The organism is Streptomyces sp. NPDC021100, from assembly GCF_044333095.1.
In the GTDB taxonomy this organism is placed as follows: Bacteria; Actinomycetota; Actinomycetes; order Streptomycetales; family Streptomycetaceae; genus Streptomyces.
On record NZ_JBIRQH010000011.1, the window covers coordinates 233,285 to 252,118 of the forward strand.

Here is an 18,834-nt window from a genome sequence, read left to right on the forward strand (position 1 = left end):
TGCGTAACGGGCCCCGTGCCCCGCACGCGGCACAGGCCCCCGGCCCGTCGCCTCAGTGCTTCTTCTTGGCGGCCGCCACCGTCATCTCCCGCAGCTTCGCCGGGGTCAGCGGATGCGCGGGGTCCCCGTAGACGCTCTTCCCGTTGAGCAGCACGGTCGGCGTCGCCTTGTAGGCCCCCTTGCGGAACGCCTCGTGCGCCTGCTTCACCCAGCTGTCGTGCATGCCGTCGTCCACGCACTTCTGGAAGCCGGGGGTGTTCAGCCCGGGCACCTGCCCGGCGAGCTCGTACAGCCGGGAGGTCTCGGCGAAGGCGTCCTTCGTCTCGGGCGGCTGGTTCTTGTAGAGGACGTCGTGGAACGCCGCGAACTTGCCGGCGTCCTGTGCGCACGCCGCCGCGTTGGCGGCCCGGAGCGAGCCCGTGCCGCCCAGGTTCCGGTCGATGAGGGTGACGATGTGGTACTCGGTCTTGAGCTTGCCCTCCTGCTCCAGGTCGCGCACGGTGTCCCGGTACGCGTTCTCGAACAGGCCGCAGGCCGGGCAGCGGAAGTCCTCGTAGACGGTGAGGGTGGCCTTGGCGGCCTTCTTTCCGACCGGGATGGTGGAGCCGTCCTTGCCGAGCGCCCCCTGCGGTGGCAGCGGCGGGCCCGCCGCCTCGTCCTTCTTCCCCCCGCCCGTGTTCGCGACGACCGCCGCGACCCCGGCGCCGGTCCCCAGCACCCCCACCACCGCCAGCCCCGCGATCATCGCCCGTTTGCGCTTGGCGCGGGCGGCGTCCTTCTGGCGCTGTTCCTGCAGCCGCTCGCGGGCGCTGCGCTTTCCCTCGCTGTGCTTCTCGTTCACGTCCCCGTACAACGAACCGGGGGTGCGCCCCAGCGCACCCCCGGTCCCAGGTTCCTTCGAACGGATTACCCGGCCCCACCTGCCCCGGGATCACGCCCAAGGATCAGTCCCGAGGTCACGCCCCGGGATCAGCCCCGCTTGCGGACGCCGTCCGCCAGCTCCCCGGCCAGCTCCCTGACCGCCACGAGCCCGGCCGCCTCGTCCGGAGCGTCCAGCATCCGCTTGACGAACGCCGAGCCGACGATGACCCCGTCCGCGAACCCGGCGACCTCGGCGGCCTGCGCCGCGTCGGAGACGCCGAGCCCGACGCAGACGGGCAGCGCGGTGCCGGTGGCCCGGGTGCGCTCGACCAGCTCCTTCGCCTGGGCTCCGACGGACGCCCGGGTTCCGGTGACGCCCATCAGCGAGGCCGCGTAGACGAAGCCGCTGCCCGCCGCGGTGATCGTGGCGAGTCGCTCGTCCTTGCTGCTCGGCGCCACGACGAAGACCGTCGCGAGGCCGTGCCGGCCGGCGTGCTCCCGCCACAGCTCCGATTCCTGCACCGGCAGGTCGGGCAGGATGCAGCCCGCGCCGCCCGCCTCGGCGAGCTCGGCGGTGAAGCGCTCGACGCCGTAGCGGTCGATGGGGTTCCAGTACGTCATGACGAGCACGGGCTTGCCGGTGGCCGCGTGGGCCTCCCGGACCGTCCGCATGACGTCCGCGATCCGGACGCCGCCCTTCAGGGCGATGTCGTCGGCGGTCTGGATGACGGGGCCGTCGAGGACGGGGTCGCTGTGCGGCAGCCCCACCTCCACCACGTCCGCCCCGCCGTCGAAGACGGCCTTGATCGCCGCGATGCCGCCGTCCACGGTCGGGAAGCCGGCCGGGAGGTAGGCGATGAGCGCGGCGCGGTCCTCGGCCTTCGCGGCGGCGAGGGTGTCGGCCAACAGCTCGACGTTTCCGGTCACTTGGCGTCCCCCTCGATCTCTGCGGTGGCGGTGCGGTCGGCGGCCACCTCGGCGTCGGTGTCGTAGAGGCCGAAGTAGCGGGCGGCGGTGTCCATGTCCTTGTCGCCGCGGCCGGACAGGTTGACGACGATCAGGCCGTCCCGGCCCAGCTCCCGGCCGACCTCCAGGGCGCCGGCCAGCGCGTGGGCGCTCTCGATGGCCGGGATGATGCCCTCGGTGCGGGACAGCAGGCGCAGCGCCCGCATCGCGGCGTCGTCGGTGACCGCCCGGTACTCGCCGCGCCCGGAGTCCTTGAGGTAGGCGTGCTCGGGTCCGACGCCGGGATAGTCCAGGCCGGCCGAGATGGAGTACGGCTCGGTGATCTGCCCCTCGTCGTCCTGGAGGACATAGGACCGGGAGCCGTGCAGGATGCCCGGCTCGCCCGCGGTCAGGGTGGCCGCGTGCTCGCCGGTCTCGACGCCGTGTCCGGCGGGCTCGCAGCCGATGAGCCGGACGCCCGCGTCGGGGATGAAGGCGTGGAACAGGCCGATGGCGTTGGAGCCGCCGCCGACGCAGGCGACGGCCGCGTCGGGCAGCCGCCCGGCGCGCTCCAGGATCTGCCGGCGGGCCTCGACGCCGATGACCCGGTGGAAGTCGCGGACCATGGCCGGGAAGGGGTGCGGCCCGGCGACCGTGCCGAACAGGTAGTGGGTGCGGTCGACGTTGGCGACCCAGTCGCGGAACGCCTCGTTGATGGCGTCCTTCAGGGTGCGGCTGCCGGACTTCACGGCGATGACCTCGGCGCCGAGCATCCGCATCCGGGCGACGTTGAGGGCCTGCCGCTCGGTGTCGACCTCGCCCATGTAGATGGTGCATTCGAGGCCGAAGAGGGCGCAGGCGGTGGCGGTGGCGACGCCGTGCTGGCCGGCGCCGGTCTCCGCGATGACGCGCGTCTTGCCCATCCGCTGGGTGAGCAGGGCCTGGCCCAGCACGTTGTTGATCTTGTGGGACCCGGTGTGGTTGAGGTCCTCGCGCTTGAGGAACACCCGGGCGCCGCCCGCGTGTTCGGCGAACCGCGGCACCTCGGTGAGGGAGCTGGGGCGCCCGGTGTAGTGGACCATCAGCTCGTCGAGCTCGGCGGCGAAGGACGGGTCGGACTTGGCCTTCTCGTAGGCGACGGCGACCTCGTCCACGGCGGCGACCAGCGCCTCGGGGATGAAGGTGCCGCCGAAGGCGCCGAAGTAGCCCGCCGCGCTGGGCACCTGGCCCGCGGGGTCGGGAACGAAGAACTCAGAGGACACGGAGGTACTCCTGTGACAGAAAGGGGCGGCGGGCGCGGAGAAGGCACCCCGCGCTCACCGAAAGGACCGACTACGGCTGAGCGGTCCCGCGCCATCGGCGCCCGTTGATCTGTCCGGGCTCGCACCCGATGTGGTAGCGCACCCTGCGGCCGCGCACCCGCCGCGCCGGCGCGCGACAGCCCCGGGGGCGGCACCCCCGGGCCAGGCGCGCGTACGCGGTCATGCCGTCCTCAGCTCCTGCCGTGCCGCAGAGCCGGGTGGGCGCCGGCGGCGACCAGGTCGGCGACGGCCCCCTTCGGGTCGCGCCCGGTGACCAGGGACTCGCCGACGAGCACCGCGTCGGCGCCGTCGTTGGCGTAGGCGATGAGGTCGTGCGGGCCGCGCACACCGGACTCGGCGATCTTCACGATGCCGTCCGGGATCTCGGGGGCGACCCGGGCGAAGGTGCCCCGGTCGACCTCCAGCGTCTTCAGGTCGCGCGCGTTGACGCCGATGACGCGGGCGCCGGCGGCCACCGCCCGCTCGACCTCGTCCTCGTCGTGCACTTCGACCAGCGGGGTGAGCCCGATGGACTCGGCCCGCTCGATCAGGGAGACGAGGGCCTCCTGCTCCAGGGCGGCGACGATCAGCAGGGCGAGGTCGGCGCCGTAGGCGCGGGCCTCCCAGAGCTGGTAGGCGGTGACGATGAAGTCCTTGCGCAGGACCGGGATGTCGACCTTGGCGCGAACGGCCTCCAGGTCGGCGAGCGAGCCGCCGAAGCGGCGCTGCTCGGTCAGCACGCTGATGACGGAGGCGCCACCGGCCTCGTAGTCGGCGGCGAGCCCGGCGGGGTCGGCGATGGCGGCCAGCGCGCCCTTGGAGGGGCTGGAGCGCTTGACCTCGCAGATCACGGAGACGTTCTCGCCGCGCAGGGCGGCGGCGCCGTCCCTGACCTGCGGGGCCTTCGCGGCCCGCTCCTTGAGCTCGTCGAGGCCGACGCGCGCCTGCCGTTCCGCCAGGTCGGCACGGACTCCGTCGATGATCTCGTCGAGCACACTCACGCGAGCGGCCCCCTTCCGGGCTCGGATGATCTGGGCTGATGCGGTTCGTACTCGTCCCACCAGCACACTGTGATGGTACTTGCCGCCGGGCGCGGGTCGCGCATCCGGTTGACGGCGGCGTCGCGGCCACCGGGTGTCACGGGGCGAGCACCGCCCCGCACGGCAGGTTCCGCACCACGGTGAAGGCCAGCACCAGCAGACCGATCCCCCACCAGTGGACCGGCCGCAGGGCCAGCGGCATCCCGCCGTCGCGGCGCACCGCGCGGACGCACCAGGCCGCCCAGAGGACGGCGAAGACGGCGTAGCCGGGGACGGCGAGGGCGTTGGCGCGCAGGGCGGCGGGGAGGTCGCCGTGCAGCAGGGCGTGCAGGCCGCGCAGACCGCCGCAGGCGGGGCAGAGCAGGCCGGTGAAGTGGAGCAGCGGGCAGACGGGGTAATGACCCGGCTCGTTCGGGTCCACCGCCCCGATCAGGGCCGCCGCCGCGCCGAGCCCCGCGGCGACGCCGAGCGGCGCGCCCAGCCGGCGGACGGACGGCGCGGCGGCCCGGCCGGGGGCAGGGCCCGGTCTGGCAGCAGGCTCCCTCACGTCGCCAGTGTCCGCCGGAACGCGCGAAGGCGCGGCTCGGGACGCCCGTACGGATGATCGGAGCGATCGATCGGGTACGGGTTCCGGGCCGCGCCTTCGCGCGAGGGCGGTGCGGGTACGGGGACCGCCGGTCAGCCGTTCTGCGGCTGCGCCTCGGCCTTGGGCCGCGAACCCATCTTGGGGGCCTGGCCGAGGCCCATGAGGCGCATGATGCCGCCGACGATCGCGCCGAGGAAGATGACGCCGACACCGGCCCAGAAACCGACCGGCTTGGCCATCACGATGAACGCGCTGGCGACACAGAAGCCGATGAAGGAAATGATGACACCGGTCCAGGCGGCCGGGGTCTTTCCGTGGTGTACCTGACCCGACATGACTTGACTCCTCGTTGCTGGGGGTCGCCGAATCGCGCCTGCGGGCGGCGCATGACCCTCGCGGTCATTGTCCCTGACGGCCCGTGACCGTCTCGACGTGGGGTGGGCGTGAACGGGCATGAGGCCGACGGGGAACCGCCCGGGCGGCGGCTACCGGGGCGCGGCGTCGCCGGTGGGGTCCTCCCCCCGGTCGAGGGCCTTCCAGATCTCCTCGGGCCGCTCGGGGTCCGGCGCGCGGCGCGGCCGGCGGGGGCGCGGAGTGCCGTCGCGCTCGTACCGGCCGCCCATGGCGGGCCAGTGCCGGCCGTAGCGCAGCGCGAGCAGCCCGGCGAGCAGCAGCAGGACGCCGCCGGCCAGGGCCACCCAGGGCCAGGGGGTGTGGCTGACGTGCTCGACGGCGGCAGTGGACAGGCCGGTGGTCCTGGCCGCCTTCTCCTCCAGGGCCCCGGTGTCGGAAGCGCCGGTGACGCTGCCCACGACGACGCCCGCGCCGCACAGCGCCAGCACCGCGGCGACCAGCGTCCGGCCGGCCCGCCGCACGGCGAAGACCGCGACGAGCGCGGCCAGGCCGACGATGGCGAGGGCACCGGGCAGGCCGGTGACGTCCTGGCCGGTGGCCTGCTCGCGGGCCGCGTCGCGGACGCCCGCCGCCGTGCCCTCGACCCACGTCCGGCCGCCGGCGAGCAGCACGAGCGCGGCGCCGGCCGCCGTGAGGAAGAGGGCGGCGCCGACGCTGCGCCGGGCGCTCCGGCCGGGTGCGGGCTCGGTGCGGGTGCGGGGGTGGGGTACGGCTGCGCTCACCCTCCCACTATCCCCTGCGCCCGCGCGTGCCGCGCAGCCGGGGTCACGCGGGTGCCCCCGGGCGGGTGAGCCGGGCGGCGCCGTGCACGGCCCGCAGCACGGCGGCGGCCTTGTTGCGGCACTCGGTGTCCTCCGCGACCGGGTCGGAGTCGGCGACGACGCCCGCGCCCGCCTGGACGTAGGCGGTGCCGTCGCGCAGCACGGCGGTGCGGATGGCGATGGCGGTGTCCGAGTCCCCGGCGAAGTCCAGGTAGCCGACGCAGCCGCCGTACAGGCCGCGGCGGGACGGTTCGAGCTCCTCGATGATCTGCATGGCCCGGGGCTTGGGGGCGCCGGAGAGGGTGCCGGCCGGGAAGCAGGCGGTGAGCACGTCGAACGCCGTCCGGCCCGGCGCGAGACGGCCGGTGACGGTGGAGACGATGTGCATGACGTGGCTGTAGCGCTCGATCGACATGAAGTCGACGACCTCGACGCTGCCCGGCTCGCAGACCCGGCCCAGGTCGTTGCGGCCGAGGTCGACGAGCATCAGGTGCTCGGCCCGCTCCTTCGGGTCGGCGAGGAGCTCCTCGGCGAGGGCGGCGTCGGCCTGCGGGGTGGCGCCGCGCGGGCGGGTGCCGGCGATGGGGTGGACCATGGCCCGCCCGTCCTCGACCTTCACCAGCGCCTCGGGGCTGGAGCCGACGACCTCGAAGCCGTCGAACTGGAAGAGGTACATGTACGGGCTGGGGTTGGTGGCCCGCAGCACCCGGTAGACGTCCAGCGCGGAGGCCGCGCACGGCGTCTCGAACCGCTGCGACGGCACCACCTGGAACGCCTCGCCCGCCCGGATGCGCTCCTTGATGTCCTCGACGGCCGCCTGGTAGTCGGCGCCGCCCCAGCGGGCGGTGAACTCCGGCAGCTCGGCGGACGGCAGCACGGTCGGGTGGGTGGGGACGGGCCGGTGCAGGTCGGCGGTCATCGCGTCGAGGCGGGCCACGGCGTCCGCGTACGCCTCGTCGACGCCCGTCTCCAGGTCGTTGTGGTTGATCGCGTTGGCGATCAGCAGGACCGTGCCGTTCCAGTGGTCGAGGACGGCGAGGTCGGAGGTGAGCAGCATGGTGAGTTCGGGCAGCCCGAGGCCGTCGCCCTCCCCGTGCCGGTCGCCGATCTTCTCCAGGCGGCGGACGACGTCGTAGCCCAGGTAGCCGACCATGCCGCCGGTGAAGGGCGGCAGCCCGGCGCCCTCGATCAGGTCGCGCGGGGTGTGCAGCGCCTCGACGGTCGCCCGCAGGGTGCGCAGCGGGTCGCCGTCGACGGGGACGCCGACGGGCGGGGTGCCCAGCCAGTGGGTCTCGCCGTCCCGCGCCGTGAGGGTGGCGGCGCTGCGGACGCCGATGAACGAGTAGCGCGACCAGCTCCGGCCCTGTTCCGCGGACTCCAGCAGGAACGTGCCCGGCCGCTCGGCGGCGAGCTTGCGGTAGAGGGCGACGGGGGTGTCGCCGTCGGCCAGGAAGCGCCGGGTGACCGGGATGACCCGGCGGTCCTTGGCCAGCGCGCGGAAGGTGTCGGCGTCGGGGAGCTGAGCGGGCCCCGGAGCGGTGGAGGTGGCAGCCATGCCAGCGGAGCCTACTGGCCCAACGGCAGCTCTCCGGCGTCGAAACAGGTGCGCGTCCCGGTGTGGCACGCCGGACCGGTCTGGTCGACCTTGACGAGGAGGGTGTCGCCGTCGCAGTCCAGGGCCACGGACTTGACGTGCTGGACGTGGCCGGAGGTGTCGCCCTTGACCCAGTACTCGTTGCGGCTGCGGCTCCAGTAGGTGCAGCGGCCGGTGGTGAGGGTGCGGTGCAGTGCCTCGTCGTCCATCCAGCCGAGCATCAGCACCTCGCCGGTGTCGTACTGCTGGGCGACGGCCGGCACCAGGCCCTCGGCGGTGCGCTTGAGGCGCGCGGCGACGGCGGGGTCGAGCGCGGTGCTGCCGGGGGCGGCGGGACGGGAGGAGCGAGAGGAGCCGGTGGGGCCGGGCTCGGAACTGGAAAGGGGCTTGCCGGTCATGGAGCCATTGTGCCGCTCCTGGACCGGTCGCATGGATGTCCGAGGGATACGGCATGCTTCCGTCATGACCTCACCGCCTCCTCCCCCTCCCTCCAACCCGCCGCAGCCGCCCGGGGGCGGCGGCGGCTTCGGGCCGCCGTCGGGCTTCGGGCCGCCGCCCGAGCAGCCCCCGTACGGCGGCGACGGACAGCAGGGCCCCGGTGGGCAGCCCCCGTACGGCGGGCAGCCGCCCTACGGCGGCCCGTCCCCGTACGGGCAGGGCCCGCAGCCGTACGGCCAGAACCAGCCGCCGGGATACGGCCCTTACGGGTCGCAGCCCGGGATGGCTCCGCCGCCCTCGGGGGGCGGCGGAGCGAAGGTGGCCGCCATCGTGGTGGGCGCGGTGCTGGTGGTCGGCCTGATCGTGGGCGGCGTCATCTTCGCCACCAAGGACTCGGGCGGCGACGACAAGCCGTCCGCCAAGGGCTCGTCCTCCCCCAGCACCTCGTCGAGCGAGGCCCCGACGTACAGACCGTCGCCGCTGCCGACGCTCCCCCACATACCCCTGCCGCCGACGTCCTCCGCCGAGCCGTCGCCCTCCGGTTCCTCGTCGATCGTGGTGCCCATGGTCGTCGTCAAGCCCGGCGAGTGCTTCGACCACCCGGCGATGACCCCGTCCGTCACCCGCGTCGAGAAGAAGTCCTGCGACGGCAGCCACGACGGCGAGGCGATCACCAACCGGACGCTGAGCAACGGCCTGCTGACCGAGTCGGAGATCCAGGACAAGGCCCGCGGCCTGTGCAAGCCGGACGCCGAGCGGCGGCTGCGCGCCGTGAACGACGGCCGCCTGTACTACTACTTCGCCCTCTACCCCAACGAGCGGACGTACCTGCTGACCGGCGAGCGCCGGGTCACCTGCTGGATCGCCCGCAGCGACAAGCCGGGCGGCGCCAAGCTGACGGCCCCCCTGCCCGAGTAGCCGGCCCTGCCCGAGCGGCCGGCGGGCGCGGCGCCGTGGCACGGCGGCGGCACCGACCGTAGGCTGCCGCCATGTCGACCCACGCACAGCGCGAACGCCTGCTTCTCGCGGATCTGTTGGAGACCGCGGGCCCGAACGCCCCGACGCTCTGCCAGGGGTGGAGCGCCCGCGATCTCGCGGCCCACGTCGTGGTGCGCGAACGCCGCTCCGACGCCGCGGCGGGCGTCCTGTTCAAACCGCTGGCCGCCCGCCTGGAACGGGTCCAGGCGGAGTTCGCCGCCAAGCCCTACGAGGAACTGATCCAGCTCATCCGGACCGGGCCGCCGCGCACCTCGCCGTTCGCCCTCAAGCAGATCGACGAGGCGGCCAACACCGTCGAGTTCTACGTCCACACCGAGGACGTCCGCCGCGCCCAGTCCGACTGGACGCCGCGCGAGCTCGATCCCGTCTTCGCCGACGCGCTCTGGGCCCGCCTGGAGAAGATGGCCCGGGTCCTGGGCCGCAAGGCTCCTGTCGGCGTCGTCCTCCGCCGGCCCGACGGCCGTACGGCCGTGGGGAACCGGGGCGTTCCCGTCGTCACCGTCACCGGTGAACCCGGTGAGCTGACGCTGTTCGCCTTCGGGCGGCAGGCCGCGGCGCGGGTGGAACTGGAGGGCGACGAGGTCGCGAAGGCGAAGCTGCTGGCTGCGCGTCTGGGGTTGTGAGGGCGCCCCGGACCCTCCCTTTCGCCGTTTCCTGGGGCTGCGCCCCAGACCCCCTTGTCGCGGCTCCGCCGCTCGTGCTCAAACGCCGCACGGGCTGATAGTGCCCGCTCAGGCACGATCCAGCCCGTCCGGCGTTTGAGGACAGCGCGCGCAGCGCGCTTCGGGGGGTGCGGCGGCCCTCCCCCGCAAGAAACGGTGAAAGGGCGGGACCGGGGCAAACCTCACCGCACAGGATGCCCCGCATCCCGCAACGCCCCCTTGACCTCCCCAATCCGCAGATCACCGAAGTGAAAAACGGAAGCCGCGAGCACCGCGTCCGCCCCCGCCGCGACCGCCGGCGCGAAATCGGCAAGCTTCCCCGCCCCGCCACTGGCAATCACAGGCACCGACACATGCCGCCGCACAGCGGCGATCATCTCCGTGTCGTACCCGTCCTTCGTCCCATCCGCGTCCATCGAGTTGAGCAGGATCTCCCCCGCCCCCAGCTCCGCCGCCCGATGGGCCCACTCGACCGCGTCGAGCCCGGTCCCCCGCCGCCCACCATGGGTGGTGACCTCGAAGGACCCGGACGGAGTCCGCCGCGCGTCGACGGACAACACCAGCACCTGCCGCCCGAACCGCTCGGCGATCTCCCGTACGAGGTCCGGCCGCTCGATGGCGGCGGTGTTCACACCCACCTTGTCCGCCCCCGCCCGCAGCAGCTTGTCGACGTCGTCGGCGGTCCGCACGCCACCGCCCACCGTCAGCGGGATGAACACCTGCTCGGCGGTCCGCCGCACCACGTCATAAGTGGTCTCACGATTACCGGAAGAGGCCGTGATGTCGAGGAAGGTGAGCTCGTCGGCGCCTTCCCGCCCGTAGACGCGGGCCATCTCGACGGGGTCGCCCGCGTCGCGCAGGTTCTGGAAGTTGACCCCCTTGACGACGCGGCCGTTGTCCACGTCCAGGCAGGGGATGACTCGGACCGCGAGGGTCACGCCGATGCTCCTCTGAATGCTTCGACTTCTACTTCGACCAGGACGCGCGAGTCGACGAAGCCGGACACGACGACCATGGTCGCGGCGGGCCGGATCCCGTCGAAGAGCTCCTTGTGGGCGCGGCCGACCGCGTCCACGTCCCGCGCGTGGGTCAGGTACATCCGGGTGCGGACGACGGACTCGGGGCCGAGGCCGAACTCCTCCAGCGCGGAGAGCGCGTTGGAGAAGGCGGCCCGGGCCTGCTCGTAGGGGTCGCCCTCGCCCTGGAGGACGCCGTCGACGAGCGGCATGGTCCCGGCGACGTGCACCCGGTCCCCGGCCGCCACGGCGCGCGCGAAGCCGATCGTCGCTTCCCAGGGACTGTCTGTCTGTACGCGCTGCGGGGCCGGGGTCTCACTCATACGGACACTGCCTCCAGGGCCTCTTCCAAGGTGAACGCCTTCGCGTAGAGGGCCTTGCCCACGATCGCGCCTTCGACACCCTCCGGTACCAGACTGGCGATCGCCCGCAGGTCGTCAAGGGAGGAGACGCCGCCGGAGGCGACGACCGGCTTGTCGGTGGCCGCGCAGACGTTCTTCAGCAGCTCCAGGTTGGGGCCCTGGAGGGTGCCGTCCTTGGCGATGTCGGTGACGACGTAGCGGGCGCAGCCCTCGGAGTCGAGGCGGGCGAGCGTCTCGTAGAGGTCGCCGCCGTCGCGGGTCCAGCCGCGGCCGCGCAGGGTGGTGCCGCGCACGTCGAGGCCGACGGCGATCCTGTCGCCGTGCTCGGCGATCACCTTGGCGACCCACTCGGGGGTCTCCAGGGCGGCCGTGCCCAGGTTGACGCGGGTGCAGCCGGTGGCGAGGGCGGCGGCCAGCGAGGCGTCGTCGCGGATGCCGCCGGACAGTTCGACCTTGATGTCCATGGCCCGGACGACCTCGGCGATCCGCTCCCGGTTGTCGCCGGTGCCGAAGGCGGCGTCCAGGTCGACGAGGTGCAGCCACTCGGCGCCGGCCTGCTGCCAGGCGCGGGCGGCGGCCAGCGGATCACCGTACGAGGTCTCGGAGCCCGACTCGCCATGGACGAGCCGTACGGCCTGGCCGTCGCGGACGTCGACGGCGGGGAGGAGTTCGAGCTTGGGCATCAGAGGGTCTCGATCCAGTTGGTCAGCAGCTGGGATCCGGCGTCGCCGGACTTCTCGGGGTGGAACTGGGTGGCCCACAGGGGCCCGTTCTCGACGGCCGCCACGAACGGCTCGCCGTGCTCGGCCCAGGTCACCAGGGGCGGCTTGATGGCCTCGCTGGTGACCTCGAGGCTCCAGTCGCGGACGGCGTAGGAGTGCACGAAGTAGTAGCGGGTGTCCGCGTCGAGCCCGGCGAAGAGGGCGGAGCCCTCGGCGGGGGCGACGGTGTTCCACCCCATGTGCGGGACGACCGGGGCCTTGAGCGGCTCGACCGTGCCGGGCCACTCGTCCAGGCCGTCGGTCTCGACGCCGTGTTCGACGCCCCGGGCGAAGAGGACCTGCATGCCGACGCAGATGCCCATCACGGGCCGGCCGCCGGACAGCCGCCGGTCGACGATCCAGTCGCCGCGGGCCGCGCGCAGCCCGCTCATACAGGCGGCGAACGCGCCGACGCCGGGGACGAGGAGGCCGTCGGCGTTCATGGCCCGGTCGAAGTCGCGGGTGATCTCGACATCGGCGCCGACGTGGGCGAGGGCCCGCTCGGCGGACCGGACGTTGCCGAATCCGTAGTCGAAGACAACAACCTTCTTGCTCATGACCACAGGCTTTCGATCCGCATCACACCGGCGGTCAGGGCCATCGCGGCCCCGATGCCGAGCAGCACGATGACGCCCTTGGGCATCCCCTGCTTGGCGAAGGAGATGATCCCGCCGACCAGGAACAGGCCCACGAGGATCAGGGCGGTGGAGAGGCCGTTCACAGCGCACCCTTCGTGGACGGGAGGATTCCGGCGGCCCGCGGGTCGCGCTCGCACGCGTACCGCAGCGCCCGCGCCAGCGCCTTGAACTGGCACTCGACGATGTGGTGCGCGTTGCGCCCGTACGGCACGTGGACGTGCAGCGCGATCTGCGCCTGGGCGACGAAGGACTCCAGTATGTGCCGGGTCATCGTCGTGTCGTAGGTGCCGATCATCGGCGCGATGCTCTCGGGCTCGGTGTGCACCAGGTACGGCCGGCCGGAGAGGTCGACGGTCACCTGGGCCAGCGACTCGTCCAGTGGGACCGTGCAGTTGCCGAAGCGGTAGATGCCCACCTTGTCGCCGAGCGCCTGCCGGAAGGCGGCGCCCAGCGCGAGGGCGGTGTCCTCGATGGTGTGGTGGGTGTCGATGTGCAGGTCGCCGTCGGTCTTGACGGTGAGGTCGAACAGCCCGTGCCGGCCGAGCTGGTCGAGCATGTGGTCGTAGAAGCCGACGCCCGTCGACACGTCGACCTGCCCGGTCCCGTCGAGGTCTATCTCGACCAGGACGGACGTCTCCTTGGTGGTCCGCTCGACGCGACCCACGCGGTGGTTCATCGGTTCTCCTTCATGACGGCGCGCACCGCGTCCAGGAACGCGTCGTTCTCCTCGGGGGTGCCTGCGGTGACCCGCAGCCGGCCGGGCACGCCGTTGTCCCGGACCAGGACGCCCCGGTCGAGAATGGCCTGCCAGGCGGCGTGGGCGTCCTCGAACACCCCGAACTGGACGAAGTTCGCGTCGGACGCGGTGACCTCGCAGCCCATCGCCCGCAGCTCGGTGACCAGGCGGTCCCGCTCGGACTTGAGCCGCTCGACGTAGCCGAGCAGCGTGTCGGTGTGCTCCAGCGCCGCGAGGGCGGTCGCCTGGGTGACGGACGAGAGGTGGTACGGCAGCCGGACGAGCTGCACGGCGTCCACCACCGCCGGGTCGGCGGCGAGGTAGCCCAGCCGCAGCCCGGCCGCGCCGAACGCCTTGGACATCGTCCGCGAGACGACGAGGTGCGGCCGGCCCTCGATCAGCGGCAGCAGCGACGGGTGGTGGCTGAACTCGCCGTACGCCTCGTCGACGACGACCATCGACGGCTTGGCCGCCTGCGCCGCGTCGTACAGCCGCAGCACGGTCTCCGCGTCGACGGCGGTGCCGGTGGGGTTGTTGGGCGAGCAGACGAAGACGACGTCGGGGCGGTGCTCGGCGATGGCCGCGACCGCCGCGTCCACGTCGATGGTGAAGTCGTCCCGGCGCGGCCCGGCGAGCCAGCCGGTGCCGGTGCCGCGCGAGATCAGGGCGTGCATCGAGTACGAGGGCTCGAAGCCCATCGCCGTGCGGCCGGGCCCGCCGAAGGTCTGCAGCAGCTGCTGGAGGACCTCGTTGGAGCCGTTGGCCGCCCACACGTTCCCGCACGCGACCTCGTGCCCGCCGGTGCGGGTGAGGTACGCCGCGAGCCGGGTGCGCAGCTCGACCGCGTCCCGGTCGGGGTAGCGGTTGAGGTCCCGGGCGGCCTCGGCGACGCGCTCGGCGATCCGGGCGACCAGGGCCTCGGGCAGCGGGTAGGGGTTCTCGTTGGTGTTCAGCCGGACGGGGACGTCGAGCTGCGGCGCGCCGTACGGGGTCTTGCCGCGCAGTTCGTCCCGGAGGGGGAGGTCGTCGATGCGGGTCACGCGCTCTTACCGGGAACCTTCCATCCGAACCTCGCCTTGAGCGCCGCGCCGTGCGCCGGCAGGTCCTCCGCCTCGGCGAGCGTCACCACGTGGTGGGTGACGTCGGCGAGCGCGTCGCGGCTGTAGTCGACGACGTGGATGCCGCGCAGGAAGGACTGCACGGACAGCCCGGAGGAGTGGCAGGCGCAGCCGCCGGTGGGCAGGACGTGGTTGGAGCCGGCGCAGTAATCGCCGAGGGAGACGGGCGCGTACGGGCCGACGAAAACCGCGCCGGCGTTGCGGACCCGGGCGGCGACGGCGGAGGCGTCGGCGGTCTGGATCTCCAGGTGCTCGGCGGCGTAGGCGTCGACGACGGCGAGGCCCTGGCCGAGGTCGTCGACGAGGACGATGCCGGACTGCCGCCCGGCCAGCGCCTCGGTGATGCGCTCGGCGTGCTTGGTGGCCGCGACCTGGGTCTTCAGCTCGGCCTCGACGGCCTCGGCGAGCGCCTCGGAGGGCGTGACGAGGACGGCGGCGGCCAGCGTGTCGTGCTCGGCCTGGCTGATCAGGTCGGCGGCGACGTGCGCCGGGTCGGCGGTGTCGTCGGCGAGGATCGCGATCTCGGTCGGGCCGGCCTCGGCGTCGATGCCGATACGGCCCTTGAGCAGCCGCTTGGCGGCGGCGACCCAGATGTTGCCGGGACCGGTGACGAGCTGGGCGGGCCGGCACTCGTCGGTGCCGTAAGCGAACATGGCGATGGCCTGGGCGCCGCCGGCCGCGTACACCTCGTCGACGCCGAGCAGGGCGCAGGCGGCGAGGATGGTCGGGTGCGGGAGGCCGCCGAAGTCCTTCTGCGGCGGCGACGAGACGGCGAGCGAGGCGACACCGGCCTCCTGCGCGGGCACGACGTTCATCACGACGGACGACGGGTAGACGGCGTTGCCGCCCGGCACGTACAGGCCGACGCGCTCGACGGGCACCCAGCGCTCGGTGACCGTGCCGCCGGGGACGACGGTGACGGTCTTGTCGGTGCGGCGCTGCTCGCGGTGGACGAGGCGGGCGCGGCGGATGGACTCCTCCAGCGCGGCGCGGACCGCCGGGTCCAGCTCCGCCAGGGCGCGCTCGATCGCCTCGGGCGCGACGCGCACCCGGTCGATGGTGACGCCGTCGAACTTCTCCGCGTAGTCGATCAGTGCCGCCGTCCCGCGATGATGCACGTCCTCGCAGATGGGCCGCACCTTCTCCAGGGCGGCCTCGACGTCGAGTTCGGCTCGGGGCAGCAGGTCGCGGTCGATGACGCCGTCGGTGACGGCTCCGCCGCGCAGATCGATTCGGGAGATCACATGGCCAATTGTCTCAGACCCGTCCCGGCGCACGGCTCTCCGTACCACTCAGTGATACGCCGGCCGGGAATGGATCTTCACTCCGTGGCACCCACCGGCCGAGGAGCTTGACGGGCGCCCGTCAAAGTCGTCGCACGCTGCGTGTTCAAGGGGTCACCCACCGGGAATCGAGCCAGTACGCGGGGCCCGCGCCACGGGGGTGACAGGCGCCGGGCGCCGCCCGAGCGTGCGAGAGGGAGGGAACCGTGACCGCGTCGCCCGACGGAGATCCGCCCCCCGGCCTGGAGCTCACCCCCGCCGAACAGGGCATGTGGCGGGCGTTCCGCTCCGGCACCACCCACGACCTGCGCACCCCGCACCCGGAGCGGAACGACCCCGACGGCCCGTACACCTGGGGCCCCGAGCGCAGTGTGCGGGCCCGGGTGATCGCGCTGCTGCTGCTCGACGGACCGCCCGCGTTACCCGGCCGGGTGCCGGCGCTCAAGCTCAACGGGGTGCAGATCACCGGGCTGCTGGACCTCTCCGGCGGCACGGTCGTCCCTTACGTGGAGCTGCGGAACTGCCGCTTCGAGCAGCAGGTGCTGCTGCCCGAGTGCCGGTTCACCACCCTGCGGCTGGTCGGCTGCACCCTGCCCCGGCTGGAGGCCGCCCGGCTGCACACCGAGGGCGACCTGCACCTGCCGCGCTGCGTCGTCCGGCGCGGGATCCGGCTCAGCGACGCCCGCGTCGGCACCGACCTGCTGCTCAACCAGGCCGTGGTCCGCCGCGACCGGCGCGGGGTGTGCATCGCCGCCGACGGCCTCACCGTCGGCCAGGACCTCCAGGCCGAGCTCGCCAGGGCGTACGGGGAGCTGAGCCTGCGCGGCGCGAAGATAGGCGCCTCGCTCAGCCTGCGCGGCACCACTCTCAGCAACCCCTTCGGGCGGCGGGCGCTCAACGCCCCGCAGCTCACCGTCGAACGCACCGTCTACCTCACGCCCGCCGCCGAGGACGGCCCGGTGTCCGGCGCCACTCCCCCGTACGGGATCTCCCCGACCGGCCCGGCGTACGGGACGCGGCTGCGCAACTTCAGCTGCGAGGGCGGGATGCGGCTGGACGACGGGCGGTTCGGCGACGCGCTCGACTTCAGCGGGGCGCGGCTGGCGCTCTCCGACGGCCAGGAGGTGTCGCTGCGCCGCATCCAGACGCCGGAGCTGCGCTTCCTCGGGCAGCGGCCGGAGCACGGGCGGGTGGTGCTGTCCGGCGCCCGGGTGGTCAACCTCGTCGACCGGTGGGAGAGCTGGCCGGGGCCGGGCGGGCTGGTGATGGCCGGGTTCTCGTACGAGACGCTGATACCGCACGGCCCGTTCCCGCTGCCGCGGCGGCTGGAGTGGGTGTCCGCCGCGACGCCCGAGTACGCGCCCGAGCCCTACGAGTGCCTGGCCGCCTCGCTGCGGGACAGCGGCGAGGACACCGACGCCCGGGCGGTGCTGCTGGCCAAGCAGCGCCGCCGCCGCGAGACGCTGCCCCTGGCCGGGAAGGCGTGGGGCTACCTCCAGGACTGGACGGTCGCCTACGGCTACCGCCCCGGGCGGGCCGCGCTCTGGATGGCCGTGCTGTGGGCCCTGGGCACCCTGTGGTTCGCCCGCCACCCGCTGCCGCCGGTCAAGCCCGAGGAGTCGCCCACCTGGAACGCGGCGCTCTACACCCTGGACCTGCTGCTGCCCGTCGTCGACCTCGGGCAGGGCCAGGCGTGGAAGACCGAGGGGACGGGGCAGTGGCTGGCCACGGCGCTGGTGCTGATCGGCTGGGTGCTGGCGACGACGGTCGCGGCGGGCGCGTCCCGGCTGCTGCGCCGGCAGTGACGGAGGCCGGGGGCGGGGCAGGAGGGAGCGCTCCCGCCCCCGCAGGGCCTAGGCTTACCGGCTGTGACCACCGCGCGCCTGCCGATCTTCCCCCTCAACTCGGTGCTGTTCCCGGGCCTCGTGCTGCCTCTGAACGTCTTCGAGCAGCGGTACCGCGCGATGATGCGCCACCTCGCGGAACTGCCCGACGACGCCCCGCGCCGGTTCGGTGTCGTGGCCATCCGCGACGGCTTCGAGGTGGCCCACAGCGCCCCCGGCCTGCCGGACGGGACCCGGCCGGAACCGGGCCCGGCGACGGGCTTCGGCCCGGACCCGCTCGCCGCGTTCCACGCCGTCGGCTGCGTGGCCGAGGCCGCGACCCTGCGGGAGCGGCCGGACGGCACGTACGAGGTCCTGGCCACCGGGACGACCCGGTTCCGGCTGCTGTCGGTCGACGCCTCCGGTCCGTTCCTCACCGGCGAGACGGAGGAGCTGGAGGAACGTCCCGGCGAGGGGGCCGGCGCCCTCGCCTCCGGAGTGCTGCGGGCGTTCCGCGCCTACCAGAAGCGGCTGGCGGGGGCCAGCGAACGCACCCTGGCCGGCCGGCAGGACATCCCCGAAGAGCCGTCCGTGCTCTCGTACCTGGTCGCCTCGGCCGCCATGCTCGACGTCCCGGCCAAGCAGCGGCTCCTCCAGGCCCCCGACACCGCGTCCCGCCTGGCGGACGAACTGAGACTGCTGCGCACCGAGACCGCCTTGATCGGTAAGCTCCCCTCGCTGCCCGCGGTGGACTTCACCCGGCGGCCGACGAGTCCCAACTGAGCGGAGGCGACGGGCTGTGGCGAAGAAGGCCGCGGGAAAGTCGGGCGGCACCCCCGCCATAGTCGCCCTGGAGAAGGCGGGCGTCCCCTTCACCCTGCACGCCTACACCCACGACCCGGCGTCCGCCTCCTACGGCGAGGAGGCCGCCGACGCCCTGGGCGTGGCGCCCGGCCGCGTCTTCAAGACGCTGGTCGCCGAGGTCGACGGCACCCTGACGGTGGCCGTCGTCCCCGTCAGCGGCTCCCTGGATCTGAAAGCCCTGGCGGCGGCGGTGGGCGGCAAGCGGGCCGCGATGGCGGATCCGGCGGCGGCGGAGCGGACCACGGGGTACGTGCGGGGCGGCATCTCGCCGCTGGGGCAGCGGAAGCGGCTGCCTACGGCGGTGGACGCGTCGGCTCTCGCTCATCCCACGATCCACGTGTCGGCGGGCCGCCGGGGGCTGGAAGTGGAGCTGGAGCCGGGGGTTCTGGTGGAGCTGACGGGGGCGAGGGTCGCGGAGATCGCGCGGGGGTGAGGGTGCCCCGGTCCCGCCCCTTCGCCGTTTCCTGGGGCTGCGCCCCAGACCCCGCTTTTCGCGGCTTCGCCGCTCGTCCTCAAACGCCGGACGGGCTGATATCCAGCCCGTCCGGCGTTTGAGGACAGCGCCCGCAGGGCGCTTCGGGGGTGCGGGGGCTCGCCCCCGCAAGAAACGGTGAAAGGGCGGGACCGGGGCA

General features: G+C 73.6%; 23 protein-coding genes. 5 read left to right on the plus strand and 18 right to left on the minus strand.

Annotated elements, in window-relative coordinates; translation table 11 throughout:
* Positions 1–52: 52 nt before the first annotated feature.
* The 10 genes from ACH4PU_RS21340 to hisI all read right to left on the minus strand — a co-directional run bounded on the left by ACH4PU_RS21340 (position 53) and on the right by hisI (position 7,900).
* On the minus strand, positions 53–841 hold the full coding sequence (locus ACH4PU_RS21340; RefSeq protein ID WP_398274108.1) for a thioredoxin domain-containing protein: 789 nt from the start codon (positions 839–841) through the stop codon (positions 53–55).
* A gap of 128 nt (positions 842–969) precedes the next feature.
* Positions 970–1,788, minus strand: coding sequence for a tryptophan synthase subunit alpha (gene trpA / locus ACH4PU_RS21345; RefSeq protein ID WP_398274111.1), 819 nt, complete (start codon positions 1,786–1,788; stop codon positions 970–972).
* Positions 1,785–3,068, minus strand: coding sequence for a tryptophan synthase subunit beta (trpB, locus tag ACH4PU_RS21350; protein WP_398274114.1), 1,284 nt, complete (start codon positions 3,066–3,068; stop codon positions 1,785–1,787). The genes trpA and trpB overlap by 4 nt, the downstream gene beginning before the upstream one ends.
* Before the next feature lie 70 nt (positions 3,069–3,138).
* Positions 3,139–3,291, minus strand: a complete 153-nt coding sequence (gene trpM, locus ACH4PU_RS21355) for a tryptophan biosynthesis modulator TrpM (protein WP_398274117.1) — start codon at positions 3,289–3,291, stop codon at positions 3,139–3,141.
* Between the two features lie 7 nt (positions 3,292–3,298).
* Positions 3,299–4,108 carry an indole-3-glycerol phosphate synthase TrpC gene (trpC, locus tag ACH4PU_RS21360; protein WP_398274121.1) on the minus strand — a complete coding sequence of 270 codons (810 nt, stop codon included), beginning with the start codon at positions 4,106–4,108 and terminating at the stop codon, positions 3,299–3,301.
* Between the two features lie 136 nt (positions 4,109–4,244).
* On the minus strand, positions 4,245–4,694 hold the full coding sequence (locus tag ACH4PU_RS21365; RefSeq protein ID WP_398274124.1) for a DUF2752 domain-containing protein: 450 nt from the start codon (positions 4,692–4,694) through the stop codon (positions 4,245–4,247).
* Between the two features lie 131 nt (positions 4,695–4,825).
* Positions 4,826–5,068 (minus strand): HGxxPAAW family protein, encoded by a 243-nt coding sequence (locus tag ACH4PU_RS21370; RefSeq protein ID WP_398274127.1) that lies wholly within the window; start codon positions 5,066–5,068, stop codon positions 4,826–4,828.
* 150 nt (positions 5,069–5,218) lie between these two features.
* Positions 5,219–5,869 carry a TIGR02234 family membrane protein gene (locus ACH4PU_RS21375; protein ID WP_398274131.1) on the minus strand — a complete coding sequence of 217 codons (651 nt, stop codon included), beginning with the start codon at positions 5,867–5,869 and terminating at the stop codon, positions 5,219–5,221.
* A 43-nt stretch (positions 5,870–5,912) separates the two neighbouring features.
* A complete protein-coding gene (locus ACH4PU_RS21380) occupies positions 5,913–7,463 on the minus strand; it encodes an anthranilate synthase component I (RefSeq protein WP_398274134.1) in 1,551 nt (516 codons plus the stop codon).
* Positions 7,464–7,474: 11 nt separating this feature from the next.
* Positions 7,475–7,900 carry a phosphoribosyl-AMP cyclohydrolase gene (gene hisI / locus ACH4PU_RS21385; protein WP_398274137.1) on the minus strand — a complete coding sequence of 142 codons (426 nt, stop codon included), beginning with the start codon at positions 7,898–7,900 and terminating at the stop codon, positions 7,475–7,477.
* A gap of 64 nt (positions 7,901–7,964) precedes the next feature.
* Between hisI and ACH4PU_RS21390 the strand changes: the two genes are divergently transcribed.
* Entirely contained in the window at positions 7,965–8,858 is an 894-nt protein-coding gene (locus tag ACH4PU_RS21390) for a hypothetical protein (RefSeq protein ID WP_398274140.1), read from the plus strand.
* Positions 8,859–8,929: 71 nt separating this feature from the next.
* Positions 8,930–9,562 carry a TIGR03085 family metal-binding protein gene (locus tag ACH4PU_RS21395; protein WP_398274143.1) on the plus strand — a complete coding sequence of 211 codons (633 nt, stop codon included), beginning with the start codon at positions 8,930–8,932 and terminating at the stop codon, positions 9,560–9,562.
* Between the two features lie 221 nt (positions 9,563–9,783).
* On the opposite strand, the gene hisF is transcribed toward ACH4PU_RS21395, so the two are convergent.
* The 8 genes from hisF to hisD are packed head-to-tail and all read right to left on the minus strand — an operon-like array spanning position 9,784 to position 15,476.
* Positions 9,784–10,539: an imidazole glycerol phosphate synthase subunit HisF gene (hisF, locus tag ACH4PU_RS21400; RefSeq protein WP_004955311.1), complete on the minus strand. Its 756-nt coding sequence runs from the start codon at positions 10,537–10,539 to the stop codon at positions 9,784–9,786.
* Entirely contained in the window at positions 10,536–10,940 is a 405-nt protein-coding gene (locus tag ACH4PU_RS21405; RefSeq protein WP_398274147.1) for a RidA family protein, read from the minus strand. Before ACH4PU_RS21405 ends, hisF begins: the two co-directional genes overlap by 4 nt.
* Entirely contained in the window at positions 10,937–11,662 is a 726-nt protein-coding gene (gene priA, locus ACH4PU_RS21410) for a bifunctional 1-(5-phosphoribosyl)-5-((5-phosphoribosylamino)methylideneamino)imidazole-4-carboxamide isomerase/phosphoribosylanthranilate isomerase PriA (RefSeq protein WP_398274150.1), read from the minus strand. Before priA ends, ACH4PU_RS21405 begins: the two co-directional genes overlap by 4 nt.
* The gene (gene hisH, locus ACH4PU_RS21415; protein WP_398274154.1) at positions 11,662–12,297 is read right to left on the minus strand and encodes an imidazole glycerol phosphate synthase subunit HisH; all 636 of its coding nucleotides are present in this window, start codon (positions 12,295–12,297) and stop codon (positions 11,662–11,664) included. Before hisH ends, priA begins: the two co-directional genes overlap by 1 nt.
* Positions 12,294–12,461, minus strand: a complete 168-nt coding sequence (locus tag ACH4PU_RS21420) for a hypothetical protein (protein WP_223766975.1) — start codon at positions 12,459–12,461, stop codon at positions 12,294–12,296. Before ACH4PU_RS21420 ends, hisH begins: the two co-directional genes overlap by 4 nt.
* On the minus strand, positions 12,458–13,054 hold the full coding sequence (hisB, locus tag ACH4PU_RS21425) for an imidazoleglycerol-phosphate dehydratase HisB (RefSeq protein WP_398274158.1): 597 nt from the start codon (positions 13,052–13,054) through the stop codon (positions 12,458–12,460). Before hisB ends, ACH4PU_RS21420 begins: the two co-directional genes overlap by 4 nt.
* Positions 13,051–14,154, minus strand: a complete 1,104-nt coding sequence (locus ACH4PU_RS21430; protein WP_398274162.1) for a histidinol-phosphate transaminase — start codon at positions 14,152–14,154, stop codon at positions 13,051–13,053. Before ACH4PU_RS21430 ends, hisB begins: the two co-directional genes overlap by 4 nt.
* Positions 14,151–15,476, minus strand: a complete 1,326-nt coding sequence (hisD, locus tag ACH4PU_RS21435) for a histidinol dehydrogenase (protein WP_398274165.1) — start codon at positions 15,474–15,476, stop codon at positions 14,151–14,153. Before hisD ends, ACH4PU_RS21430 begins: the two co-directional genes overlap by 4 nt.
* A gap of 245 nt (positions 15,477–15,721) precedes the next feature.
* Between hisD and ACH4PU_RS21440 the strand changes: the two genes are divergently transcribed.
* The 3 genes from ACH4PU_RS21440 (at position 15,722) to ybaK (ending at position 18,635) form a co-directional block, all read left to right on the plus strand.
* Entirely contained in the window at positions 15,722–17,320 is a 1,599-nt protein-coding gene (locus ACH4PU_RS21440; protein WP_398274168.1) for an oxidoreductase, read from the plus strand.
* A 63-nt stretch (positions 17,321–17,383) separates the two neighbouring features.
* Entirely contained in the window at positions 17,384–18,121 is a 738-nt protein-coding gene (locus tag ACH4PU_RS21445) for an LON peptidase substrate-binding domain-containing protein (RefSeq protein WP_398274171.1), read from the plus strand.
* 16 nt (positions 18,122–18,137) lie between these two features.
* The gene (gene ybaK, locus ACH4PU_RS21450) at positions 18,138–18,635 is read left to right on the plus strand and encodes a Cys-tRNA(Pro) deacylase (protein ID WP_398274174.1); all 498 of its coding nucleotides are present in this window, start codon (positions 18,138–18,140) and stop codon (positions 18,633–18,635) included.
* Positions 18,636–18,834: the final 199 nt, after the last annotated feature.